Source organism: Peptococcaceae bacterium (assembly GCA_024655825.1).
In the GTDB taxonomy this organism is placed as follows: domain Bacteria; phylum Bacillota; class Peptococcia; order DRI-13; family PHAD01; genus JANLFJ01.
The window spans coordinates 44,240-67,463 of sequence record JANLFJ010000010.1 but is presented as its reverse complement, the minus strand read 5'-3'; the positions used below and the strand labels follow the sequence as shown (position 1 = coordinate 67,463).

The window sequence follows — 23,224 nt, the reverse complement described above, 5'->3', positions numbered from 1 at the left end:
TTACGTCATTGGGTTTTTATTTAATCTCTACTTTCATTAACATTATAGTATACCAGCTACTTGCCGGTCTCCTTAATTTCAGCCGGGTGAAAATATTCCCACACCTGCCGGGCCGTTTCCCTGTTTATCCCTTCCACCCTTGATAATTCTTCTTCGGAAGCGTTGAGCAGCTTTTTCAGGGACATTCCGTAATGTTTTAACAGGGCCGCCTTCCTCTTCGGCCCGATGCCCGGTATCTCGTCAAGGGCCGAAGAAAGGCTACGCCTCCCCCTGAGCAGGCGATGGTAGGAAACGGCGAAACGGTGGGCTTCGTCGCGTATCCTCTGCAGGAGGTAAAGGCCCTGGGAATTACGCGGCAGGATGAGGGGATCGGAACTGCCTTCGACGTACACCCATTCATTCTCCTTGGCCAGTCCCACGGCCGTGATGTGGGAATACCCCAGGCGGTCCATAGCTTGGCGGGCCGACGAAAGCTGGCCTTTCCCGCCGTCAACCACCACCAGGTCGGGAAGGTCTTTGAATTTTTCATCACCCTCGGCGGCTTTAATAAAGCGGCGCTCTATCACCTCGGCCATGCTGGCGAAGTCGTCGGGACCTTCCACATTCCTGATCCTGAAGCGGCGGTACTGGGAAGGGCTGGCCCTGCCGTCCTCGAAAACGACCATGGAGGCCACCGTTTCCGCTCCCTGAAGATGGGAAACGTCAAAACACTCGATCCGCCCGGGCTCCCCGGGCAGGCCCAAATACTGCGCGATTTGGGCCAGGGCTTCCCTGCTCATACCGTCCCGCACCGCTCTCCTGCCGACTTCGAGCTGCAGGCTCTCCAGCGCGTTTTTGCCGGCCATCTCCACCAGCGCGTATTTTTCGCCGTGTTTCGGGACCTGAAGGCGAACGCGGCTGCCCCGTTTTCCCGAAAGCCAGGTTTCCAGGACCCTTTCTTCTTCCGCCGGCTGGGGAAGCAGGACCTCGGCAGGGATATGCCCCGCCTCGCTGTAATACTGCTTAATGAACGAACCCAGGATTTCCCCGCTTCCGGACTCCCCGGCACCTTCCAGGAAGAAATGGTCCCTGCCCAAAAGCTTCCCTTCCCTCACGAAGAATATCTCCACGCACGCCAGGTTGACGCTGCGAGCACAGTTTATCACGTCCATATCGGCAGCCCGCCCGGAGATGATTTTCTGCCTGGCAACCACCTTTTCCACGGCCTGCAGCTGGTCTCTTATCACGGCGGCCTTTTCAAATTCCAGTTCCTCCGCCGCTTTTTCCATCCTGCTCTTTAGGGTTTTCACCAGGTCCTCACGCTTTCCTTCCAGGAAAAGAAGGACTTCATCAACCATTTTCCGGTATTCGTCCGGAGTTATCCCGCCGCGGCACGGTGCGGCGCAGCGGTTGATGTGATAATTGAGACACGGTTGGTCCCGCCCGGCAAAGGCGGCCTGCTTGCAGGAGCGCAGGGGAAATATCTTTTTGATCAGCCGCAGCGTCTCGTTCACCGCTCCCGTGTCGGTATACGGCCCAAAATAACGGGCCCCGTCTTTTTTACGGGCGCGGACAATCTCCAGGCGGGGGAACGGCTCCTGTACCGAAACCCTGAGATAGGGGTAATTCTTGTCATCGGTCAGGCGCACGTTGTATTTCGGCTTATGCTCCTTGATCAGGTTGCTTTCCAGGATCAGGGCCTCGATTTCGCTGTCCGTAAGAATGTATTCCAGGTCATGAATATTCTTGACGAGGGCGCGGGTGCGGGGGGAGTCGGCATGCCGGGAAAAGAAATACGACCTTACCCGGTTCTTGATGTTCAAAGCCTTGCCGACATAAATGATTTTGCCCTGGGCGTCTTTCATCAGGTAAACGCCGGTCTCGCCCGGAAGGTTTTTCAATTTTTCCTCCAGCACACGCTTTCACCTCTTAAGCACCCTCTTTAAGAACTCTCCCGTGTAGCTTGCCGAATTAAGGCAGATTTCCTCGGGAGTACCCGCGGCGATGATTTCGCCTCCCCGGTCGCCGCCCTCCGGCCCCAGGTCGATGATATAGTCGGCGGTCTTGATCACGTCCAGGTTGTGCTCGATGACGAGCACGGTATCTCCCGCCTCAACCAGCCGGTTCAACACCTCCAGCAGTTTTTGAATATCGGCCATGTGCAGGCCCGTGGTGGGCTCGTCAAGGATGTAAAGGGTCTTGCCGTTGGAGCGGCGGCTCAGCTCCGTGGCCAGCTTGACCCGCTGGGCCTCGCCGCCCGACAGGGTGGTCGCCGGCTGCCCCAGCTGGATGTAACCAAGTCCCACGTCCTGCATGGTCTTGAGTTTGCGGAAGATCTTAGGGTGGTTCCGGAAAAAGTCGGCGGCTTCATCCACTGTCATCTCGAGGACCTGGGAGATGGACTTCCCTTTATACCTCACTTCCAGCGTTTCGCGGTTGTAGCGTTTCCCCTTGCAGACCTCGCAGGGGACATAGACGTCGGGTAAAAAATGCATCTCGATCTTGATTATCCCGTCCCCGCTGCAGGCCTCGCAGCGGCCGCCCTTGACGTTGAAGCTGAAGCGGCCGGCCCGGTATCCCCTCAGGCGGGCTTCGGGGGTTTGGGCAAAGACCTCTCTTATGCCGTCAAACACCCCCGTGTAAGTGGCGGGATTGGACCGGGGCGTCCGGCCGATGGGCGACTGGTCGATGTTGATGACCTTGTCCAGGTGCTCTGTGCCGCGCACGCCGTCATGACGGCCGGGCCTGGTCTTGGCCCTGTGCAGCACCTGGGCCAGGTACTGGTAAAGGATTTCGTTCACCAGGGTACTCTTGCCCGATCCGGAAACACCCGTCACACAGGTAAACAGGTTGAGGGGAATGGCGACATCGATGTTCTTCAGGTTGTGCTCCCGGGCGCCCAAAATTTGCAGCCACTTCCCGTTTGGTTTGCGCCTCAGGCGGGGAACCGGTATGCTCAGGCGCCCGCTCAGGTAAGCGCCGGTAATCGAAGCGGGGTTGGCCTTGATCTCCTCAACCGTGCCCTGGGCGACGATGAACCCGCCGTGAACGCCGGCTCCCGGGCCGATGTCGATGACATGGTCGGCGGCGCAGATGGTGTCCACGTCGTGTTCAACAACCAGGACCGTGTTGCCCAGGTCGCGCAGGGCCTTGAGGGTATTGATCAGGCGGTTGTTGTCGCGCTGGTGCAGCCCGATGGATGGTTCGTCAAGAATGTACAGCACCCCCATCAGGCTGGAGCCGATCTGCGTGGCCAGCCTGATGCGCTGGGCTTCACCACCGGAAAGGGTGCCCGCCGAACGGTGCAGGGTCAGGTAATCCAGGCCGACGTTAACCAGAAAACCAAGCCTTTCTTTGATTTCTTTCAGGACCTGGCGCGCGATGTGCCGCTCCCTTTCCGTGAGGTCCAGGGAATTGAAAAACTCCAGGGCCTCGCCCACGGAAAGCCGGGTCACTTCCCAGATGTTTTTGCCGTTGATCGTTACGGCCAGGCTTTCCGGTTTGAGCCTGGCGCCCCGGCAGCTGGGACACTCGCTGCTGCTCATGTAGGACTCGATTTCCTGCCGGGCGTAATCGGACTGGGTCTCTTTATAGCGGCGTTCCAGGTTGGGAATAACGCCTTCGTATGTCGTGTCGAAAACGCGGAGCTCCCCCTGGGAGTTGTGGTAGCGGAAACGGATCCTCTTGCCTCCGCTGCCGTACAGAATGACTTCCTGCTGCTCTGGGGTGAGATCCCGGAAGGGAGTGTGCATGGAAAAGCCGTACTGCTGGGAGACCGATTCCAGCATGCCCATGTACCAGGGAGAAAGGCCCTTGCTCCAGGGCTCAATCGCCCCCTCCAGCAGGCTTTTGCCGTCATCCGGCACCACCAGGGCCGGGTCTATTTCCAGTTTGAAGCCGAGCCCGCCGCAGTCCGGGCAGGCGCCGTACGGGTTGTTGAAGGAAAACATCCGCGGGGTCAATTCTTCGAAGCTGATGCCGCAATCGGGGCAGGCGAATTTTTCGCTGAAAAGCAGTTCTTCCCGCCCGGCCACGTCTATGGAAACAAGCCCTTCGGAGAGCTTAATGGCCATTTCCAGGGAATCGGCCAGCCGCTTCTCCTGCCCGGGCCTGATAATAATCCTGTCCACCACGGCTTCAATCGTGTGTTTCTTATTCCTGTCCAGCTTGATTTCCTCCGAGGCTTCCCTGGTTTCGCCGTTGACGCGGACCCTGACAAACCCGCTTCGGCGGATTTCGTCGAATACTTTCTGGTGTTCCCCCTTGCGCCCGCGAACCAGGGGTGAAAGCACCTGCAGGCGGGTCCCTTCGCCGTACTGCATCAGCCTGTCCACAATCTGCTCGACAGTCTGCTGGCTGATGGGCTTCCCGCACTGGTAGCAGTGCACCCTGCCGATCCGGGCAAAAAGCAGGCGGAGGTAGTCATAGATCTCCGTAACCGTTCCCACCGTGGAACGCGGGTTGCGGCTGGTTGTTTTCTGGTCGATGGAGATGGCGGGCGAGAGCCCCTCGATGTAATCGACATCGGGTTTGTCCATCTGTCCCAGAAACTGGCGGGCATAGGCGGAAAGGGATTCGACGTAGCGCCGCTGTCCTTCGGCGTAAATGGTGTCAAAAGCCAGGGAAGACTTTCCCGAACCGCTCAGGCCGGTAATCACCACCAGCCTGTCCCGGGGTATTTCCACATCAATATTTTTCAGGTTATGGGAGCGCGCTCCCCTGATCACAATCCTGTCCTTGGCCATCCCTTTTTTTACCTCTTTGGCGGCTGTTTTCTTTTTCCTTGTTTCTTTTTCAGCTTTCTACAGCTGGGCTTTCAGTTCGATGATCATGTCGCGCAGTTCAGCCGCGCGCTCGAAGGCCAGTTCGCGGGCAGCCGACCGCATTTCCTTATCCAGCCGGGCAATCAGATTTTTTATCTCCTCGCGCGGCAGCCCGGCCCCGTCAATCTTGTACTGCGCCTTGGCCTCGGCCGCCACGGTGGCCTCGAGCACGTCGCGGACGGCTTTTTTGACCGTCTGCGGCGTTATATTGTTTCTGAGGTTGTATTCCAGCTGGATGTTGCGGCGGCGGTTGGTCTCGTCGATGGCCCTTTTCATGGAATCGGTAACCGTGTCGGCGTACATGACGACCTGGCCGTTGACGTTGCGGGCGGCCCTGCCGATGGTCTGGATCAGGGACCTTTCCGAGCGGAGAAAGCCTTCCTTGTCGGCATCGAGGATGGCGACCAGCGAGACCTCGGGGAGATCAAGCCCCTCCCTCAGCAGGTTTATGCCCACCAGGACATCGAAGACGCCCAGGCGCAGGTCGCGGATGATCACCATCCGCTCCAGGGTGTTGATCTCGGAATGCAGGTAGCGGACCTTTATCCCCGCTTCGCGCAGGTAATCGGTGAGGTCTTCGGCCATTTTCTTGGTGAGGGTGGTCACCAGCACCCGCTCGTTTCGCGCGACGCGCTTCCCGATCTCGGCCATGAGGTCGTCAATCTGGCCGGTGACGGGTCGAACAAACACCTCGGGGTCCACCAGCCCCGTCGGCCTGATGATCTGTTCCACTACCGCCCGGCTGTTCTTGAGTTCATACGGTCCGGGAGTGGCCGAAACGAAAACCACCTGCCCGATCTTCTGTTCAAACTCGTCGAAACGCAAGGGCCGGTTGTCCAGGGCCGAGGGCAGCCGGAACCCGTATTCGACCAGGACTTCCTTGCGCGACCGGTCGCCCTCGTACATCCCGCCCAGCTGCGGGACTGTCTGGTGTGACTCGTCGATGATCGTCAAAAAATCGTCGGGGAAAAAATCGAGCAGGGTATAGGGGGCTTCCCCCGGTTTCCTACCCGTCAGGTGGCGAGAGTAGTTTTCAATCCCCGAACAAAAGCCGGCCTCGCGCATCATCTCCAGGTCGTAGCGGGTCCGCGTTTCCAGGCGCTGGGCCTCCAGCAGCCTGCCCCTGTCTTTAAAATACCTGAGCCGCTCTTCCAGTTCGATCTCTATTGCCCGGACGGCCGCTTCCATTCTTTCCCTGCCGGTGACATAGTGGCTGGCGGGGAAGATGCTTACATGGCGGCGTATCCCTGTTATTTCGCCCGTCAGGGCGTCAACTTCCACGATCCGCTCGACCTCGTCGCCGAACAGTTCCACCCGCACAGCCCTTTCCCCGTAAGAGGCCGGGAAAATATCGACAACGTCTCCCCTCACCCGGAAGGTGCCCCTGACGAAATTGAGGTCATTGCGGTCGTACTGGATATCGATCAGCCGCCGGAGGATCGCCTCCCGTTCAATATTCTGCCCAACCCTGAGCGAAAGGGTCTGATCCCGGTACTCCTCGGGAGAGCCTAAGCCATAGATGCAGGAGACGCTCGCCACCACGATGACGTCGCGCCGCTCAAACAGGGCGGCGGTGGCCGAGTGGCGCAGCTTTTCGATCTCCTCGTTGACGGAGGAGTCCTTCTCGATATAGGTGTCCGTGTGCGGCACATAGGCCTCCGGCTGGTAATAGTCGTAGTAGCTGACAAAATACTCCACAGCGTTGTCCGGGAAAAATTCCTTGAATTCGCTGCAGAGCTGGGCGGCCAAGGTCTTGTTGTGGGCGATGACCAGGGTGGGCTTCTGGATCCTTTCAATGACATGGGCCATGGTATAGGTTTTGCCTGTCCCCGTAGCGCCCAAAAGGGTGAGCATGCGCTCCCCCTTTTTCAGCCAGCCGGCAAGAGCCTCGATGGCCTGCGGCTGGTCGCCCCGGGGGCGGTATTCCGATTTCAGTTTGAAGATGCCGCCCATCTTTGTTCACCACCGTGTCGACTTGGTCTTGAACCGCTCGCGTTATATTCGTTATATTATTATATCACATCAACGAAAGCGTTTTCTCGCTCTGCTCCACCACCGCCGGAGAGGGCTGACCGAACCGGCCATTTCCAGGAAAGATGTTTCGTAAATCCCCGGCGCCGGTACAAATCCCAGCGGCTCCCCGCCGCTCCTGGGCGCTAAGGAACGCCGCCATTCGCGTTTTTTGCCGGAAAGGTATTCCACTTCTACCGCTCCTGCCGTCTCCAACAGTATTTCGCGCACTTCATGCGCGCCGTCCACAGGGCAACCGTCAACAGAAAGGAGAATGTCGCCCCTGCGCACGCCGGCTTTCTGCAGGGGAGAACCGCGCAACACGTGGAGAACCATGACCCCGCGTTCCGGCTGGACAAAAACCGGCTGGCCCCGCAGTTCCCGGCGCTGGCCGGCGCGGATCAGGAACTCATGGCCAAGCGGCCCGAAAAGAGCGGGAACAAAGGACACCGCGGGCAGGTGACTGGCCGCAATGGACATGAGCAGCAGGATGAGGCTGTATACGGCCAGTTCCAGGGCGGCAGTCCTGGTCTTCTCGCCGGGCGCGGCGGTGATGGCGATGTCCCCGTAGCCGAGGGCCGCCACCACAGGCATCATCACATACAGCGGTTCGCCCTTGCCCTGGAGCAGTTCGGTTTTAATAAGGGGCCACCAGTCAGGCATGTGAACAGCCCCTTTAATGATTTCCTCGCCGGGGACCATCCAGGCAAGCAGGGCAATGAGCGGCAGGGGCCAGAATTTCTGCAGGTTGTAACCCCCCACCACGCGTCCCTGCCCGGTGCGAACATAAACCGGCAGCGGTTCCAGGTGCCCGCTGGCAAGGATAAGGAGCGACTCGACCATGTGGAGGATGGCCACCAGCCCCATCAACTGCGCCACGCTGACCTCGGGAAAACCGAAGAGCAGCCTGGATAGGGAAAGAACCCCGCCGGCGTAAGCAAAACACAGGAACCGCTGCTGGAACAGCATCAGGATCAACGCTGTGATCCACAGGTAGCTGATGCCCAGTTCCAGGACGGATATGCCTACGATAACGATAAGAATGCTGGCAAAGAACCCGCCGGCGATGCCGAAACCGGCCGCTATCAACACGGACGGCCATACCGGTTCCCCGGGCAGGTCAAAAAGCTGCCAGGAAGCGGCGGCCATTCTCCGGTACTGCAGGGCCACCAGCAGCACGATAACCCAAAACAGCCAGTCGGCAAGCAGGGAAAAAAACGTTTGCAACATTAAAGGCATGAGGGCCAAAAACGGGAACACCGGTTTCCCCCCTTCACTTCAAGCGACTTTTAAGGTACTCGAGGGCTTTTTTCAGCTGAACATCCTCGCTCGCGGCAGCCGGCTGCGCTACGACGATGTCGGGCTCGATCCCCTTTTCGTGTATGTCTTTCTTGGCAGGGGTGAGGTACTTTGAAGTCGTGAGCTTCAGTCCCTCTCCTTTCCCCAGCGGGAAAATGCCCTGGACAATACCTTTGCCGAAAGTCTTTTCTCCCATCAAGACACCCGCTCCCGTATCCTTGACGGCTCCTGACAGGACCTCGGACGCGCTGGCGCTCCCCCCGTTGATTAAAACGACGAGGGGAAGATGAAGATAATTCCGGTCGGCGGACTTATATGTCTGGGTATAACCGCTTTTATTGACAATATAGACGATCGGGCTTTCCGGGATCAGGTAATCGGCTATGTTCACCGCCGTTTCCAGGTCACCGCCGGGGTTGTCGCGGAGGTCAAGGATCAGTGCTTTTATTCCTTTCTCCTGCAGGCTCTTGAGGTGTTTTGCCGCAATCTCGTCGGTGTTGCTGGAAAAAACCTTTAAGCGCAGGTAGCCGATATTGTTTTCCAGGACCCGGCTTTCCACCGAAGGAATATCTATTATCTCCCTGGTTAAGGTAAAATCGAGCAGCTTGGTCATCCCTTCCCGCATCACGCTTATTTTTACTTTTGTTCCCGGCTCGCCCCTCATCCTGGCAATGGCCTCGTCGTATTCCATTTCACTTGTAAAGGCGTCATCAACCTTGATGATGATGTCCCCTCTCTTTATCCCCGCTTTGTAAGCCGGAGTGCCTTCAATAGGCGAAGAAACCACCAGTTTCCTGTCCTTGGTGACCTCAACGTAAATGCCTATCCCGCCGAAGCTCCCCTGGATATAGCGCTGCAGGTCGTTATACTCTTGAGCGTCCATAAAAACGGAGTAAGGGTCGTCGAGCGACTCCACCATGCCCCTGGCAGCCCCCTTCAGGAGCTGCTTAACCGTCACGTCATGCAGGTACTGGGTTTTGATCAGAAAACCAACCTCGAGCATCCTGTTTATTTCCGCGCTGCAGGTAAAATAAAAAAGGCAGACCAGCGCTGTCACAATAAAACAGAAAACGGTCAGGATCGCGGTTATTTTTTTCAAAAATCCGTGCCTTTCCAAAATCTCACCCGCCCGGTCATCACCGCTAACAATAAAACGGTGTTATTATCACCGTTTTATTTTACCACCAAAATTATATATATGTTAAGTACTCAACTTTCGCACCCAAATTGTCCGAATAAAGCCCTGATATAACTGGGCAATTCACTGATCCAGTTTTTTAATTGACTAAGCGATATGTACTCTATTTTTCTTCATCCTCCGGCAAGTCACCGAACAGGATACGCGTATAATTCCGCCTGCCGTATAAGATTCTCGACACGAAAACAATTCCATCTTCGCACCTGTAAAATATCAGGTAATTGGCACAGGCAAGAAAACGGTAGTCTGTCTGAATATCTACGACGGAAGATAGCGGGGCGCCAATTCCAGGATGCTCCGACAACCCGCGTATTTTTTTCGTGATTTTAGAAACCAGATTTACATCCGCCTCCTGAGAAATGTAGCCTTTAATTTCTGCCAAATCATCTTTGGCTTCGGGCGAAATTTTCAGCTTATACATTCTCAATCCCCAGTTCTGCTTCCACTTCCTCGATAGTCATCCATCCTTTTTCTTTTCCAGCCTGCTCTCCCTGGGCAAGCTTCGTAAAATACAACAGCGATATTATAATTATTGCAGTCCCATCATCTCCCTTACTACGCGGTCGGCCATTTTCACCGCTTTGCAAAAAATTACCGGGCGTATCATAAATGAAGCTGTCAAATTTTCAGGAAGCGGCGCAGGCTGATCGCGCTCCCCAGCGCTCCCAGGCCCGTGCCCAGAATCAGCAGATTTTTATAGATGTCAAAGAGGACGTTCTTGTCGGTCATCACCGGAAGGAAGCTGACGGTAAGAGCGATGTTCTCGGTCAGCTTGTCGTAAAACAGGTATAATGAAACGACGGAAATCAGCGCTCCCGTAAACCCGATGACCATGCCTTCCAGGAAAAAGGGCCAGCGGATATACCAGTTGGTAGCCCCCACCAGTTTCATGATGGCAACTTCGTGCCGCCGGGCGTAAACGGTAAGCCTGATGGTCGTGGCGATCAGGAACACCGCCGCCAGGGCAACGGCAAAAATGGCTATTATTCCGGACACACGCAGCCACCGCGTTAAGGAAAGCAGTTTCTCCACAAACCCCTGGCCGTAGCGGACCTTTTCCACTCCCTGAATTTTGCCGGCATCGTCGGCAATCCGCGGGACATCCTCGGCCGCCTGCGCCTTAATACGGTACACGTCGGGGAGAGGGTTGCTGCCGCCCAGCGCCTCCAGCAGGTCGGTCTCTTTTCCGAAGCGTTCTTCCAGGACCTTTAAACCCTCTTCTTTTGAAACGAAAATCACTTCGGCCGTGCCGGGAATCCCGGCAAACTGCTCCTTCAGGGCCAGGGCCTGTTCCCTGGTCACTTCGTTTTTAAGGTAGACGTTGATTTCCAGTTCGGACTCCATTGCTTTGGCCAGGTGGTGGGTATTCATAACCAGCAACCAGGCCGAACCCAGCACGAGGAGGGATATGGCCACGGTAGCCACCGAGGCCATGCTCATGAATTTATTGCGCCACAGGGAGCGGAGGGCGTCACGAAAAGCGTAGCTAAAACTGCTCGGCTTCACGACTGGTAGAACCCCCTTTCGTCATCCCTGACAATACGGCCTTCGGAAAGGGCAATCACCCTGCGCTTCATCCTGTCGACAATCTCCCGGTCATGCGTTGCCGTAATTATCGTCGTGCCCCGCTTGTTAATGGCCGCCAGGATCGACATGATCCCCCAGGAGGTGTCGGGGTCAAGGTTCCCGGTCGGTTCGTCGGCAATCACTATCAGGGGGTCGTTGACCACGGCCCTGGCAATGCAGACCCTCTGCTGCTGGCCGCCGGACAGCTGGTAGGGATAAGAATTGATCTTGTCCGCCAGTCCCACCATTTCCAGGACGGCGGGAACACGCTCCCGGACGACGCTGCGCGGCATCTCCAGGGCCTCGAGGGCGAAGGCCACGTTTTCATAGACGGTGCGGTCCATGAGAAGCCGGAAGTCCTGGAAGATGAAGCCGATTTTCCGGCGAAGATAAGGAACTTCCCGTTCTTTCATCCTGATGATGCTGCGGCCGTCGACCATGATCTGTCCTTTTGTCGGCAGCTCTTCCCTGATCATCAGCCTGGCAAGGGTCGATTTGCCGGCCCCGCTGGGACCGACAATAAAAACAAACTCCCCCTTTTTAATGTGGAGGTTTATATCACAAAGGGCATCCACCCTTACTTCACCGTTGTATGTCTTGAAGACGTTGAACATCTGGATCACCTGATCACCCCGCTTTAATTAAATCTCTGCAATTATTCTGCCAACTATCTTTTTGTTCGACATGATCAGGGGAAATCCTGCTGGAAAGGCCTGTTAAATGCCGGCGGGTATTCGTTATGCCCGTTCTTTTTTCCGTCCGATCGCCTTATACACCGCATCCTTGATATTTTTCGCCGTGAGCCCGTATTTCTCCAAAAGTTCCTGGGGCTTGCCGGACTCGCCGAAAACGTCCTTTATCCCCACCCTTTCCATGGGCACGGGAACGGTCTCCACCAGGGTTTCGGCCACAGCGCTTCCCAACCCGCCGAGAACGGTATGCTCCTCGGCGGTGACTATCGCTCCCGTCTCCCTGGCGGCAATGGTTACCGCCTCCCTGTCCAGGGGCTTGATGGTGGACATGTTGATCACCCGTACGGACAGCCCTTCTTTTTCCAGTTCTTCCGCCGCCTTGAGGGCTTCGGCCACCATTATGCCGCACGCTATAACCGAGGCGTCATTGCCCGGCCGCATGACGGCCGCCTCGCCGATGCGAAACCGGTAATCGCCGTCAAAAAGCACCGGCAAAGCGGACCTCCCCAGGCGTATGTAAAAAGGCCCCCCGGTCTCGGCCGCGGCAAAGACGGCCTTTTCCGTTTCCACGCCGTCGGCCGGAACGACGACAGTCATGTTGGGCAAGGCCCGCATAACCGCCAGGTCGGCAATGGCCTGGTGGGAAGCGCCGTCCTCTCCCACGGTCAGCCCTGCGTGGGTGGCGGCTATCTTGACGTTCAACCTGGTGTAGGCGATGGAGTTGCGCACCTGTTCAAAGGCCCGGCCGGCGGCGAAAACCGCAAACGTGCTGGCGAAAGGGACCTTCCCTGCGGCCGCCAGGCCGGCGGCCGTCCCCATCATGTTCTGCTCGGCAATCCCCATGTCGAAAAAACGCTCCGGGTAATGCTTCATAAATTCCACGGTTTTGGTTGACTTGGCCAGGTCGGCATCCAGCACAACGACCCGCGGGTCACTGGCGCCCAGTTTAACGAGAGCCTTGCCGTACGCGTCTCTCGTCGCAATCATTTCCACGTTTTCTTCCTCCCTTTCAGGACAGCTCGGCCAGGGCTTGTTCCGCCTGTTCCCGGTTGGGCGGCGTGCCGTGCCAGCCTACCTGGTTTTCCATAAATGAAACGCCTTTTCCTTTAACCGTCCTGGCGATGATCATGGTCGGCTTGCCCTTGGTCCGCCTGGCTTCCGCCACGGCTTCGCCGATTTCCGCAAAGGAGTGCCCATCGATTTCCAGGACATGCCAGCCGAAGGCGGCAAATTTCTTGTCAACCGGCTCCGGCGACATCACCTCCGAAATGGGCCCGTCTATCTGCAGCCCGTTATAATCAAGGAAGGCGGTGAGGTTGTCCAGCCTGTAGTGGGCAGCGGCCATGGCCGCTTCCCAGACCTGCCCCTCTTCTATTTCCCCGTCCCCTAAAAGGACAAAGACCCGGTAGTCTTTCCGGTCAATCTTCCCGGCCAGGGCCATGCCCACCGCCGTCGAAATTCCCTGTCCCAGGGAGCCGGTGGACATTTCCACGCCCGGGGCTTTTTTCATGTCCGGGTGTCCTTGCAGCCGGCTGTTTATCCGGCGGAAGGTCAGGAGCTCCTCCCGCGGGAAAAAGCCCCTCTCCGCCAGCGCGGAAAAGAGCAGCGGCGCGGCGTGTCCCTTGCTGAGGACAAACCTGTCCCGCTCCGGCCAAGCCGGGTTGGACGGGTCGATCCTCATTTCCCGGAAGTACAGGGCCGTCACTATTTCCACCGCCGAAAGCGAGCCCCCGGGGTGACCCGAACCGGCCGCGGCAATCATGGTGATTATATCGCGGCGGATCTGCCTGGCGGTGTCTTTCAGTTTCTCTTCTGTAACCTGGTCCACGATTCCTCAACTCCCACTACTATTCATATCTCTAGCGGCCTCCATCCTCAGGCAGGCGTCAATGAACACGTCTATCTCCCCATCCATGACCCCCTGGACGTTGCCCACTTCCACCCCGGTCCGGTGGTCCTTCACCAGGCTGTAGGGATGAAACACGTACGACCGGACCTGGCTGCCCCAACCGATCTCTTGCTGTTCGCCCCTCAGGCTGTTCAATTCCTTTTCTTTTTCAGCCCGCTTCAATTCCAGCAGTTTGGCTTTGAGTATTTTCTCGCAGGCCATGCGGTTGGAAATCTGGGACCGCTCGTTCTGGCACTGCACCACTATCCCGGTGGGAAGGTGGGTCATGCGCACGGCCGAATCAGTCTTGTTCACGTGCTGGCCTCCCGCCCCGCCCGAACGGTAGGTGTCGACCTTGATTTCCGAATAGTCCAGGGTGATCTCGTCGATTTCCTCGTCCACTTCGGGAATCACGTCGACGGCCGCAAAAGAAGTGTGGCGCCTGCCGGAAGCGTCGAACGGCGAAATCCGCACCAGCCGGTGAACGCCCTTCTCGGTTTTCAGGCAGCCGTATGCGTTTTCTCCTTTTACCAGCAGGGTGACGCTCTTTATGCCGGCTTCCTCCCCCGGCAGGTAATCAAGCATTTCCACGGCGAAGCCCTTTCGCTCGGCCCAGCGGGTATACATCCTGAGAAGCATCTCCGCCCAGTCCTGGGACTCTGTTCCCCCAGCGCCGGGGTGGAGGGAAACGATCGCGTTGCCGGCGTCGTACTTGTCGCGAAAGAGCAGCTGAAGGTCCAGCCTGTCCAGTTCCCGGCCGAGTTCCTCCAGGGTTTTTTCCGCCTCCTCCAGGTATTCCTCCTCTTCCTGTCCCAGTTCATAAAGCACCCCCGCCTCCTCGAAGCGGTCGTAAAGGTCTTCCCATTCCTGGACCCTGTTTTTCAAGACGCTGCTTCGCTGCACAATCTTCTGGGCTTCCTCCGGGTCTTCCCAAAAGCCGGGTTGAGCCATCTTTTCTTCAAGTTCTTTCAGTTCAGCCTGTTTACCGGCGATGTCAAAGGGACCCCCTTAATTCGTCGATTCTTTTTTTGATTTTTTCCAGTTCCCGCTTTATTTCCACTGACAAAACAGCAAACCTCCTATTTCCCGCAGCATTTTTTGTATTTTTTCCCGCTGCCGCAGGGGCAGGGATCATTCCGGCCGATTTTGCGGCTTGTGACCGGCGTTCTTTTCACTTCGCCCTCCCCGCGGTTTTCGACCAAATCCTCCCTCTCCTTCGGTCTTTCCACGAAGGTGACGTGATAGACGTAGCGCACGATTTCTTCCTGGATTTCCTCGATCATCTGGTTAAACATGTCATAGGCTTCATACTTGTATTCAACCAGGGGATCCCGCTGGCCGTAAGCCCGCAGCCCGATGCCGTGGCGCAGCTGGTCCATGGCGTCCAGATGGCCCATCCACTTGTTGTCCACCACCCTGAGCGTGACCAGGCGCTCCAGTTCCCGCATGTTTTCCGGTCCCAGTTCTTTCTCTCTTTTCTCGTAATCTTTCCACGCTTCGCCCAACAACAGCTCCCTGATCTCTTTGTCTTCCAGTTTGGACAGGTCCGCCAGCGTCAGGGTGTGCCGCGGCAGGAAAACATGCCTGGCCTGCTCGAGCATCCCCTTGAGGTCCCATTCCTCCGAGTACCTGCTTTCCCCGGCGAAACGGTCCACAGTCCGGTTGACCACCTTCCCGATCATCTCCAGGATGCTCTCCTTCATGTCTTCTCCCATCAGGACCTTGCGGCGCTGGCCGTAGATGACCTCCCGCTGCTGGTTCATGACGTCGTCGTACTCCAGGACGTGCTTGCGGATATCGAAGTTGCGGCTCTCCACCCGGCGCTGCGCGTTCTCGATAGCCCTGGAAATGAGGTTGTTCTCGATGGGAATCGAATCGTCCATCCCCAGCCTGTCCATGAGTCCCATGATGTTTTCGGCGCCGAAGAGGCGCATGAGGTCATCCTCCAGGGAAATGTAGAACTGGCTGGAGCCGGGGTCTCCCTGGCGTCCCGAACGGCCGCGCAGCTGGTTGTCGATGCGCCTGCTCTCGTGCCGTTCCGTGCCGATAATATGGAGACCGCCCAGTTTCACGACTTCCTCGTGTTCCTTGTCGGTTTCCACCTTCTTGGCCTCGTACAGCCGCCGGTAGTGTTCCCTGGCCCGCAGGATGCCGGGATCCTCCACCGCGCTGTAGCTGGCCGCTTCTTCGATCACATGAGACTCGTAGCCCTGTTTGAGCATCTCCTGGCGGGCCAGGTAGCCGGGGTTGCCTCCCAGCAGGATGTCGGTACCGCGACCGGCCATGTTGGTGGATACGGTAACGGCCCCTTTCCGCCCGGCCTGGGCCACGATGTGGGCCTCCAGGTCATGAAACTTGGCGTTTAGGACCTGGTGCTCGATGCCCCTTTTTTTCAGCATTTCGGAAAGGCGTTCCGATTTTTCTATGGATATGGTCCCAACCAGCACAGGCTGGCCTTGCTTGGTCCGTCTTTCAATCTCGTCCACCACGGCGTTGAACTTGCCGGCCTCCGTGCGGTAGACGACGTCCGGCATATCCTTGCGGATCATGGGCTTGTTGGTGGGAATGACGACGACATCGAGCTTGTATATCTTTCTGAATTCCTCTTCTTCGGTCACGGCCGTGCCGGTCATGCCGGCAAGTTTTTCGTACATTCGGAAATAGTTCTGGAAGGTGATGGTGGCCAGGGTCTGGGACTCCTTTTCGATGTCGACCCCTTCCTTGGCCTCTATGGCCTGGTGCAATCCTTCGCTGTACCGGCGCCCGAACATGAGCCGCCCGGTAAACTCATCGACAATGATGATCTGGCCGTCTTTGACGACGTAATCGACATCCCTCTTCATGATGACATGAGCGTGCAGGGCCTGGTTGACGTGGTGGCTCAGCTCGATGTTTACGTCATCGTAGAGGTTATCCACGCCCAGCATGTTTTCAACCCTCTCCACGCCCTTCTCCGTAAGCGTGACGATTCTGGCTTTTTCATCAACGGTGTAGTCTTCTTCCTTTTTGAGGCGCGGGATGATCCGGGCCACCTTTTTATAGAGGTCCTTCGGCTTGTCGCCGGTCCCGGAAATGATGAGAGGAGTGCGGGCCTCGTCGATGAGGATGCTGTCCACCTCGTCCACGATGGCGTAATGCAGCCCTCTCTGCACCATGTGGTCGGGATGAAAGACCATGTTGTCCCTGAGGTAATCGAAGCCGAACTCGTTGTTGGTGCCGTACGTTATATCCGCGTTGTAGGCTCTCTTGCGTTCTTCAAAATCGAGACCGTGCACGATCAGGCCCACCGACAGCCCGAGGAACTTATAAACCTGGCCCATCCATTCGCTGTCGCGCGTAGCCAGGTAGTCATTGACCGTGACGATGTGCACTCCCCGGCCCGTCAGGGCATTCAGGTAGGCGGGAAGGGTAGCCACCAGGGTTTTGCCTTCACCGGTTTTCATCTCGGCGATTTTTCCCTCGTGGAGGACCATGCCGCCAATCAGTTGGACATCAAAATGCCTCAGCTCCAAAACCCGGCGGGAGGCTTCCCGGACAACGGCAAAGGCCTCCGGCAGGATGTCGTCAAGGGTTTCTCCCCCGGCCAGGCGCTCCCTGAACTGCTCCGTCTTGGCGCGCAGTTCCCGGTCGCTCAAAGAGCGCATCCCGGGTTCAAGCCTGTTTATCGTCTCCACCTTTTTGCTCAGCCGCCTGACTTCCCTGATGTTTTCATCAAAAATATTTTTTAGTAAACCCAGCACCATTTATCATGCACCCGCTTTCCGGCCTCATCTAGGAGTTGCAGCAGCACCATGCCGTGTTTATGCTGCCGGTTTTATCCATGCCGGCGCCTCCCACTTGCTGCAGTTATTCCGGCTCAATCAGACCGTAGTTCCCGTCCTTGCGCCGGTAAACAACATTTACCTCTTCCGTCTCCGCGTTGGAAAAAACAAAAAAGTTGTGGCCTAAAAGGTTCATCTGCATGATGGCCTCTTCCACCGCCATCGGTTTAATGGCAAAACGCTTCGTCCTGACCACTTCCGGTTCTTTGTATTCTTCAACAGGGATTTCCGTTTCAGGAGTCATCTCCCTAATGCTCAGTCCCTTGTTTTTCCTGTTCAAGCGCGTCTTGTACTTGTTGATCTGTTTTTCCAGCTTATCCACCACCAGGTCGATACAGGCGTACATGTCCGTCGACTCTTCTTCGCCGCGCAGGATGTACCCGTTGATAGGCATGGTCACCTCCACGCGGTGCCTCTCCTTCTCCACAACAAGAGTGACGATAGCTTCGGGGTTGTTTTCAAAGTACTTCTCCAGCTTGCCTACTCTTTTTTCCACGTACTCCTTCAAGGCATCGCTTAACTGCATGTTTTTGCCCCTTATTTGAAACCTCATGCCATCCACTCCTCTTCAAATTGCTGTTAATATAATTATTCCCCTCAACCCAAAAAAATCCTGCCCACACTGTTTCCTGCCGAAAATAAAACCCCGGTAGATTTTACCAGGGTTCCAATCGCTGTTTATCGTGCGTTCCCGTTTAGGCTTTGATTACGTTCGCCGCCTGCAAACCCTTGGGCCCCTCCACTATTTCGAATTGGACAATCTCTCCCTCCTGAAGGGTCTTAAACCCCTCCTCCTGAATAGCGGAAAAGTGTACAAAAACGTCGGAGCCGCCTTCCCGCTCGATAAAGCCGTACCCTTTTTCCTTGTTGAACCATTTAACTTTGCCCTGCATCAAAAACATTCCTCCTAAAACTAAATACGCGTGGAATCTCCACCGTGTTGATTATAGCACCGGATATTGCCTTAGTCAATTTTTTCATTTGCAACGCCGTTTAGAGCATGTCCTTTTGCCGCGCACATTATTCTCAGATAATTCCACCCCCGGCCATGTTCTGACAAAATACCTTCCTCGCTTCCGGTTGTGGATAATGTGTATAAAACTGTTGATAACTCTGATGGTGAATGGTCCAAATGTGGATAAAAAAAAATTATTGCTTACATTATTTTACATATATGTTACCTGTCTCCTAACAGGAAAAAGGTCCTATACACTGTCGAAAAACATATTTTTTTAGCGATTCAAAAAGCCTTGTCTCCCAAGTTCCGGCCAAAAATTACGCCGAATTTCACGGGTTATCGAAAAAATTTGGCAAAACAATCTGCACAAAAAGCCGGAAAAATAAAGAAGGCATCCCTGCCGATGCCTTTTTTATTCCTATTTTGAATAATCGATAAACACACCATCTTTGTTTACCAGCCCGGGCTGGTAGGCTTTCCGCGCCTTCCTGCCGTGCTGGAGCCGGTTCAGTTTCCCGGCGGTTTCCTGGATATGGTGCCGCATGGCTTGCTCGTTTTTCCTGTCAAGCTCTTTGATTTCCACCAGGACCATGCTTAGTTTTTCCATGCTCTCCGCCAGCTCTTCAATCTCCGCGGCGTTAAGGCAAGCCGAAATTTGGCCGATCGTGAACTCGTCAATACCCAGGGCCAGCCTGATCTCTTCCTTCAACTGGCCCATATTCCTGTTCCTTTCCTCCAGGCTGTTGATCATTTCCTGGCGCCGGTTTAATAATTCCATAAGCAAATCGGTGTCTACTTCCGGCTGCTGCAGGCATTTTTCCTGTTCAAGCGCAAGCCGGCGCATCTCTTCGTAGATCGCCGTTTGCTCCCGGTACTCCCGGGCCATGCTTGCAAGGCCGAGCCTGACGACGTTATCCTTCAAAACTTATACCGCTCCTTCGCTTTTGGCCTTTGCCGCCGTCTCATACCAGGCGCCGCGCAGTTCTTTAAGGAATTTCATCACTTCCTCCACAATGGCGGCGTCTTTTTTGACATTGGCCTCGACCAGTCTCCTATATAAATAATAATACAAAGAATATAAATTTTGTGCAATCTCATATTCCATATTTAGAGAACCGATCAATTCCATGATGATGTCCTGCACCCTGGTCAGGCTGTGGTGAGCGGCGTCGTTTCGTTTTTCCTGCAATGACTTTAGGGCCTGGCCGCTGAAACGGATGGCCCCGTCAAACAGCATCAACAGCAGTTTTTCGGGGGTAGCGGCGCTGACCTGCTGCTGCCTGTACTGCTGGTACGGATTGGGGACTGCCACGTTGATCATCCTTTCTTCTCGCCTGCATCAGACGTATTTGTCAAGAAAAAGCCCGACCATTTCTTTAATTTTAGCCGAAAGTTCCAGCATTTCCTGGGGCGGTATCTGCTTGATGACTTCTTTTGTTGCTTTATCAATGACTTGCACATAGACCCTGTTGGTTTCCTCGAACACGTCAAAACGCAGCTGCCGGTCGTAAAACTCGGAAACCTTATTCAACACGTCCGCCAGGGCTTTAGCCTCCTTAAGGGACATTTCTTCCCCGCCCTCGGGCTGCTGGTTTTCCGCGGGCCGGCCTAAACCTTTAGCCTCCTGCCCGCTTTTTTCGGCAGGCTGCTGCCCCGGTTGGAATGACGATACCCTGGAAACAGTGTTAACAGGGACCACGGGTTCAACGCTCATCTGTTCTTGCACCTCCTGTCTATCGCTGGCCCTGCAAGCTCGTGAACTGGGAAGAAAGCCAGCTGCTCTGCTGGTTCAGGCTGGAGATGGCGCGTTCCATGGCCGTAAACTGGCGCCAGTAGCGTTCTTCCTGCTTGGCGAGCCTCTCTTCCAGGGTGGCGATCCGGCTGTCTATTTCACGGATGGTCCTGCTGATATATGACTGGTCGTACAACGCCGAACTGCTGCCGGCGTACGAGGTAATGCGCCCGATACCCGACACCAGGGTATTGTACAGCCTTACGGCCACACCCTGCTCGCCTGCCGCTCCGCCGTCGTTGTTAAAGAGACTGGCCACGCCTTCCGCGTCCTCGGCCAGCGCCGCCCGCAGCTTGCTCTCGTTGATGACCAGTTTGCCGCCGTTGCCGTCCCAGTAACTGCCCGTGGTGATGCCGATCTCGGCCAGCGACCGCGGGCCGTCAACCCCCTGCAGCATGCCGCTCATCGCGCTCCTGATGCTGCTCAATATCCCGCCGAGAAGGGCATCGTTTTTTAAAAGACCGCTTTTGGCCTTTTCTTCCCAGAGCTCGATTTCTTTTTCGGACATGGCGCTTTTTTCCTCGTCCGTAAGGGGATAATAGTCGGAGTAGCGTTCTTCCTTCAGCTTGCTGTCGATTGCCTCATAGATTTCATTGTACGTATTGACAAAGTCTGCAATGAGATTGTAGACCGCATCGCCATCGGCCCGGACCTCCACCCGGGTCGCAGCTCCCCCCAGCCCGCCCGCGGTGAGGCCTTTTAAGCTGAAGGTCACGCCGTTGATGGTAAAGGTGTTGCCGGAGCGGGTCGTCTGCAGGCCGTTCAATTCGAAAGAGGCGTCCGTGCCGCTGCTCTTTTGCAGGTTGTCCACCCTGAGCACCGTGGTAAAAAAGTCGCCGGTCACTTCCAGGCCGGCGCTGGCCCCGGTGACGGTGGAACTCAAAGCCACCCTGTCGGTGGCGCTGTCGTAAAACAGAGAAACCGCCGCCTCACTGTTTTCGTTTATTTCGGCGATGATGCCGTTTAAGCTGTCGCCGTATGTAAAGGTGAACTCTTCCCCGTTGACGGTGACCGTAAACGTGTCCGCTTCCGTTTTGCCGTCGAAAAAGCCGCCGGGAACGGCCCACTTGGCCGCCTGCGAGAGGATGGACGCGCCGGCGTCGATTTTATCGTCAGGGTCCGCGGACACCGCCCCCGTGCTGGCGTTGCTGGCTGCCGTAGCCAGCTGCAGGACCTTGATGCTGTACGTGCCGCCCGCCGCCGTGTTCGCCGCCGTTGCCGTGACAATGCCGGCGTCCTCCGTGGTCACCTGCTTGGCCAGGAAGGGTGATTCCAGTTTCATGTTGAAAGCCGCGTTCTTTAGATTAAGCAGGCTGAGGTTGATGCTGCGGTAATCCGCCTGCTTCCATGTCCAGAGCGTTTTTTCCCTGACTTTTTTATCAAGGGGCGCCCGGGCCGCTTTCATCAGGTCCTGCACGATGGAATCGGTGTCGATGCCTGAAGACAAGCCTCCTATCCGGAGGTTGGTGCTGACCATAGTTGTTCACCGCCCGCAAAAAGAATGGCTGCCTGCCAACGCAGGCTCTTGGCGAAGAGCCGGCCGGGACCCGGCCGGCTCTTCGCTACCTGCAAACTATTTAATTACTATTGAAGGAGCTGAAGAACCGACTGCGGCCGCATGTTGGCCTGGGCCAGCATGGCCGTGCCCGCCTGGGCCAGGATGTTCAGCTTGGTGAAATTCATTATTTCCGAGGCCATGTCCGCGTCGCGGATACGGGATTCGGCGGCGGACAGGTTCTCGGAGGCCGTCCCCAGGTTGGCGATGGTGTGCTCCAGGCGGTTCTGGTAAGCGCCCAGCTTGGAGCGTTCCGCCGACACCGTGGATATGGCCGTGTTGATCTTGGTGATGGCGTTGTTGGCGTCGTCCTGGGTGGAAACATTGATCCCCTTCTGGGCCACGGCCGCGGTGGTGACGCTCCCGTCAGCGGCTGTGACGGCAGCCGAGGAGGAGGTGATCGTCTGGGTGATCTGGTCGCCTGAATAACTACCCTCTGCAACTTTTGAAACCACGGTGGAGAAGGTAAAGGAGGCCGTCAGCTGGTGGTCGGCGTCGCCCACGACCACGCTGGACTGGTTGTTGTAAGCCTTCACTATATCGCCGTACCTGGTGCCGGTGCCGTCTGCCGCGGTGTTGACCTGGAAAGACAGGTACTGGGCGGTGGCGGAGAAGGAGTAGGTGTCGCCCGAAGCGTTGTCCGCATCAGTGGCAATCGTGAGCTGCAAGCCGTCCGACAGGGTAACTATGCCGTTAGCGCCCGAGGAGTCGACCACCGCGCTGCTCCAGGTGCCGCCGCCGTCCGTCGAATACGAGGCGGCCGTGACCTTGCCGCTGCCGTCGACCGTCCCGATCTTGACGATGAAGCTCTTATCGGTGGCCGCGCTGTAGTTGGAGGCAGCGTTCAGCGTACCGGCACCACCGGCGGCGTTGCTGGGAGTGACGGCGCTCAAGGTCTGGTTGGTCTTTGTCACTGAGAGGAAGAGGCCGTTGAGGTTCTCGGAAGCGGTGCTGATGCTGGAAACACCGGTGTTGGTCCCCGTGTACGAGGTCGTGACCAGGTTGCCGGCCACCCCGAGCGTGTAAGCGTCCATGGCGCTGACGCTCAGGCTGATGCTCTGAGCCGCGTTTGCGCCGATGTGGAAGCTGGAAGAGAACCCGCCCGCCAGGAGGTTCTTCGTGTTGAACTCGGAGGTGTTGGAAATCCTGGTAATCTCCTTGGCCAGCTCGTCGACTTCCTTTTGTATTTCGGCGCGGTCCGCCGACGTGGCGGTGTCGTTGGCCGCCTGGACGGCCAGTTCGCGCATCCTCTGCAGGATGGAGTGGGTTTCGCTAAGGGCACCCTCAGCGGTCTGGATTAAGGAAATCCCGTCCTGGGCGTTGCGCATCGCCTGGTTCAAGCCCCTGATCTGGCCGCGCATCTTTTCGGATATGGCCAGGCCCGCCGCGTCGTCGCCGGCCCGGTTGATCCGCATGCCCGACGACAGCTTCTCCAGCGACTTGCTCAGGGCGGTGTCGGTCTGGGTCAGTCCCCGCCAGGCGTTTAAGGCGGCAATGTTCTGGTTGATTCTCATCAAATATCATCCTCCTTGAATTTTTTCGCACTTCCCTGTGCTGTATAGAAAGACCCTGCCCTTTTCGTCCGGCCGCTACGAACAGGCGAGGTTCTTCTACCAGAATATATCGAAAAGACGCCTTGTTCT

At 56.6% G+C, this 23,224-nt stretch carries 18 protein-coding genes and 2 pseudogenes; all 20 read right to left on the bottom strand.

All coding sequences use genetic code 11. The features are described 5' to 3' along the window. Window positions 1–56: 56 nt before the first annotated feature. The 20 genes and pseudogenes from uvrC to NUV48_05600 all read right to left on the bottom strand — a co-directional run bounded on the left by uvrC (window position 57) and on the right by NUV48_05600 (window position 23,095). A complete protein-coding gene (gene uvrC / locus NUV48_05695; protein MCR4441634.1) occupies window positions 57–1,895 on the bottom strand; it encodes an excinuclease ABC subunit UvrC in 1,839 nt (612 codons plus the stop codon). Window positions 1,896–1,901: 6 nt separating this feature from the next. Then, entirely contained in the window at window positions 1,902–4,724 is a 2,823-nt protein-coding gene (uvrA, locus tag NUV48_05690) for an excinuclease ABC subunit UvrA (GenBank protein ID MCR4441633.1), read from the bottom strand. Between the two features lie 57 nt (window positions 4,725–4,781). After that, the gene (gene uvrB / locus NUV48_05685; protein ID MCR4441632.1) at window positions 4,782–6,755 is read right to left on the bottom strand and encodes an excinuclease ABC subunit UvrB; all 1,974 of its coding nucleotides are present in this window, start codon (window positions 6,753–6,755) and stop codon (window positions 4,782–4,784) included. 69 nt (window positions 6,756–6,824) lie between these two features. Then, a complete protein-coding gene (locus tag NUV48_05680; GenBank protein ID MCR4441631.1) occupies window positions 6,825–8,072 on the bottom strand; it encodes a PDZ domain-containing protein in 1,248 nt (415 codons plus the stop codon). A 13-nt stretch (window positions 8,073–8,085) separates the two neighbouring features. Continuing rightward, window positions 8,086–9,228: a S41 family peptidase gene (locus NUV48_05675; GenBank protein ID MCR4441630.1), complete on the bottom strand. Its 1,143-nt coding sequence runs from the start codon at window positions 9,226–9,228 to the stop codon at window positions 8,086–8,088. A 184-nt stretch (window positions 9,229–9,412) separates the two neighbouring features. Next, entirely contained in the window at window positions 9,413–9,730 is a 318-nt protein-coding gene (locus tag NUV48_05670; GenBank protein ID MCR4441629.1) for a type II toxin-antitoxin system RelE/ParE family toxin, read from the bottom strand. A 197-nt stretch (window positions 9,731–9,927) separates the two neighbouring features. Continuing rightward, a complete protein-coding gene (gene ftsX, locus NUV48_05665) occupies window positions 9,928–10,815 on the bottom strand; it encodes a permease-like cell division protein FtsX (protein MCR4441628.1) in 888 nt (295 codons plus the stop codon). Next, window positions 10,812–11,498, bottom strand: coding sequence for a cell division ATP-binding protein FtsE (gene ftsE, locus NUV48_05660; protein ID MCR4441627.1), 687 nt, complete (start codon window positions 11,496–11,498; stop codon window positions 10,812–10,814). The genes ftsX and ftsE overlap by 4 nt, the downstream gene beginning before the upstream one ends. A 114-nt stretch (window positions 11,499–11,612) precedes the next feature. Continuing rightward, the gene (locus tag NUV48_05655; protein MCR4441626.1) at window positions 11,613–12,560 is read right to left on the bottom strand and encodes a transketolase family protein; all 948 of its coding nucleotides are present in this window, start codon (window positions 12,558–12,560) and stop codon (window positions 11,613–11,615) included. 16 nt (window positions 12,561–12,576) lie between these two features. Next, entirely contained in the window at window positions 12,577–13,395 is an 819-nt protein-coding gene (locus NUV48_05650) for a transketolase (protein ID MCR4441625.1), read from the bottom strand. A gap of 6 nt (window positions 13,396–13,401) precedes the next feature. Further along, window positions 13,402–14,521 (bottom strand): peptide chain release factor 2 gene (gene prfB / locus NUV48_05645; protein ID MCR4441624.1). Its coding sequence is split into 2 segments (ribosomal slippage): window positions 13,402–14,451 and window positions 14,453–14,521, totalling 1,119 coding nucleotides; the frame shifts between segments, so codons are not numbered across the junction. 13 nt (window positions 14,522–14,534) lie between these two features. Beyond that, window positions 14,535–17,195: a preprotein translocase subunit SecA gene (gene secA, locus NUV48_05640; GenBank protein ID MCR4441623.1), complete on the bottom strand. Its 2,661-nt coding sequence runs from the start codon at window positions 17,193–17,195 to the stop codon at window positions 14,535–14,537. Window positions 17,196–17,301: 106 nt separating this feature from the next. Next, entirely contained in the window at window positions 17,302–17,829 is a 528-nt protein-coding gene (gene raiA / locus NUV48_05635) for a ribosome-associated translation inhibitor RaiA (GenBank protein MCR4441622.1), read from the bottom strand. A gap of 142 nt (window positions 17,830–17,971) precedes the next feature. Beyond that, entirely contained in the window at window positions 17,972–18,172 is a 201-nt protein-coding gene (locus NUV48_05630; GenBank protein MCR4441621.1) for a cold-shock protein, read from the bottom strand. A gap of 480 nt (window positions 18,173–18,652) precedes the next feature. After that, window positions 18,653–19,156 (bottom strand): flagellar protein FlgN, encoded by a 504-nt coding sequence (locus tag NUV48_05625; protein MCR4441620.1) that lies wholly within the window; start codon window positions 19,154–19,156, stop codon window positions 18,653–18,655. A 3-nt stretch (window positions 19,157–19,159) separates the two neighbouring features. Further along, window positions 19,160–19,555 carry a flagellar export chaperone FliS gene (gene fliS, locus NUV48_05620; GenBank protein MCR4441619.1) on the bottom strand — a complete coding sequence of 132 codons (396 nt, stop codon included), beginning with the start codon at window positions 19,553–19,555 and terminating at the stop codon, window positions 19,160–19,162. 18 nt (window positions 19,556–19,573) lie between these two features. Then, window positions 19,574–19,948 carry a flagellar protein FlaG gene (locus tag NUV48_05615; protein ID MCR4441618.1) on the bottom strand — a complete coding sequence of 125 codons (375 nt, stop codon included), beginning with the start codon at window positions 19,946–19,948 and terminating at the stop codon, window positions 19,574–19,576. 19 nt (window positions 19,949–19,967) lie between these two features. Then, window positions 19,968–21,503: a flagellar filament capping protein FliD gene (gene fliD / locus NUV48_05610; GenBank protein ID MCR4441617.1), complete on the bottom strand. Its 1,536-nt coding sequence runs from the start codon at window positions 21,501–21,503 to the stop codon at window positions 19,968–19,970. A gap of 107 nt (window positions 21,504–21,610) precedes the next feature. Then, window positions 21,611–21,865: pseudogene (locus NUV48_05605) on the bottom strand (flagellin). Between the two features lie 726 nt (window positions 21,866–22,591). Next, a pseudogene (locus NUV48_05600) lies at window positions 22,592–23,095 on the bottom strand (flagellin). Between the last annotated feature and the right edge of the window lie 129 nt (window positions 23,096–23,224).

Coding starts and splice junctions, on each gene's coding strand:
- uvrA (MCR4441633.1), bottom strand. CDS start 4,724: ATGGCCAAGGACAGGATTGTGATCAGGGGAGCGCGCTCCCATAACCTG.
- uvrB (MCR4441632.1), bottom strand. CDS start 6,755: ATGGGCGGCATCTTCAAACTGAAATCGGAATACCGCCCCCGGGGCGAC.
- NUV48_05670 (MCR4441629.1), bottom strand. CDS start 9,730: ATGTATAAGCTGAAAATTTCGCCCGAAGCCAAAGATGATTTGGCAGAA.
- raiA (MCR4441622.1), bottom strand. CDS start 17,829: ATGAGGTTTCAAATAAGGGGCAAAAACATGCAGTTAAGCGATGCCTTG.
- fliS (MCR4441619.1), bottom strand. CDS start 19,555: ATGATCAACGTGGCAGTCCCCAATCCGTACCAGCAGTACAGGCAGCAG.
- NUV48_05615 (MCR4441618.1), bottom strand. CDS start 19,948: ATGAGCGTTGAACCCGTGGTCCCTGTTAACACTGTTTCCAGGGTATCG.
- fliD (MCR4441617.1), bottom strand. CDS start 21,503: ATGGTCAGCACCAACCTCCGGATAGGAGGCTTGTCTTCAGGCATCGAC.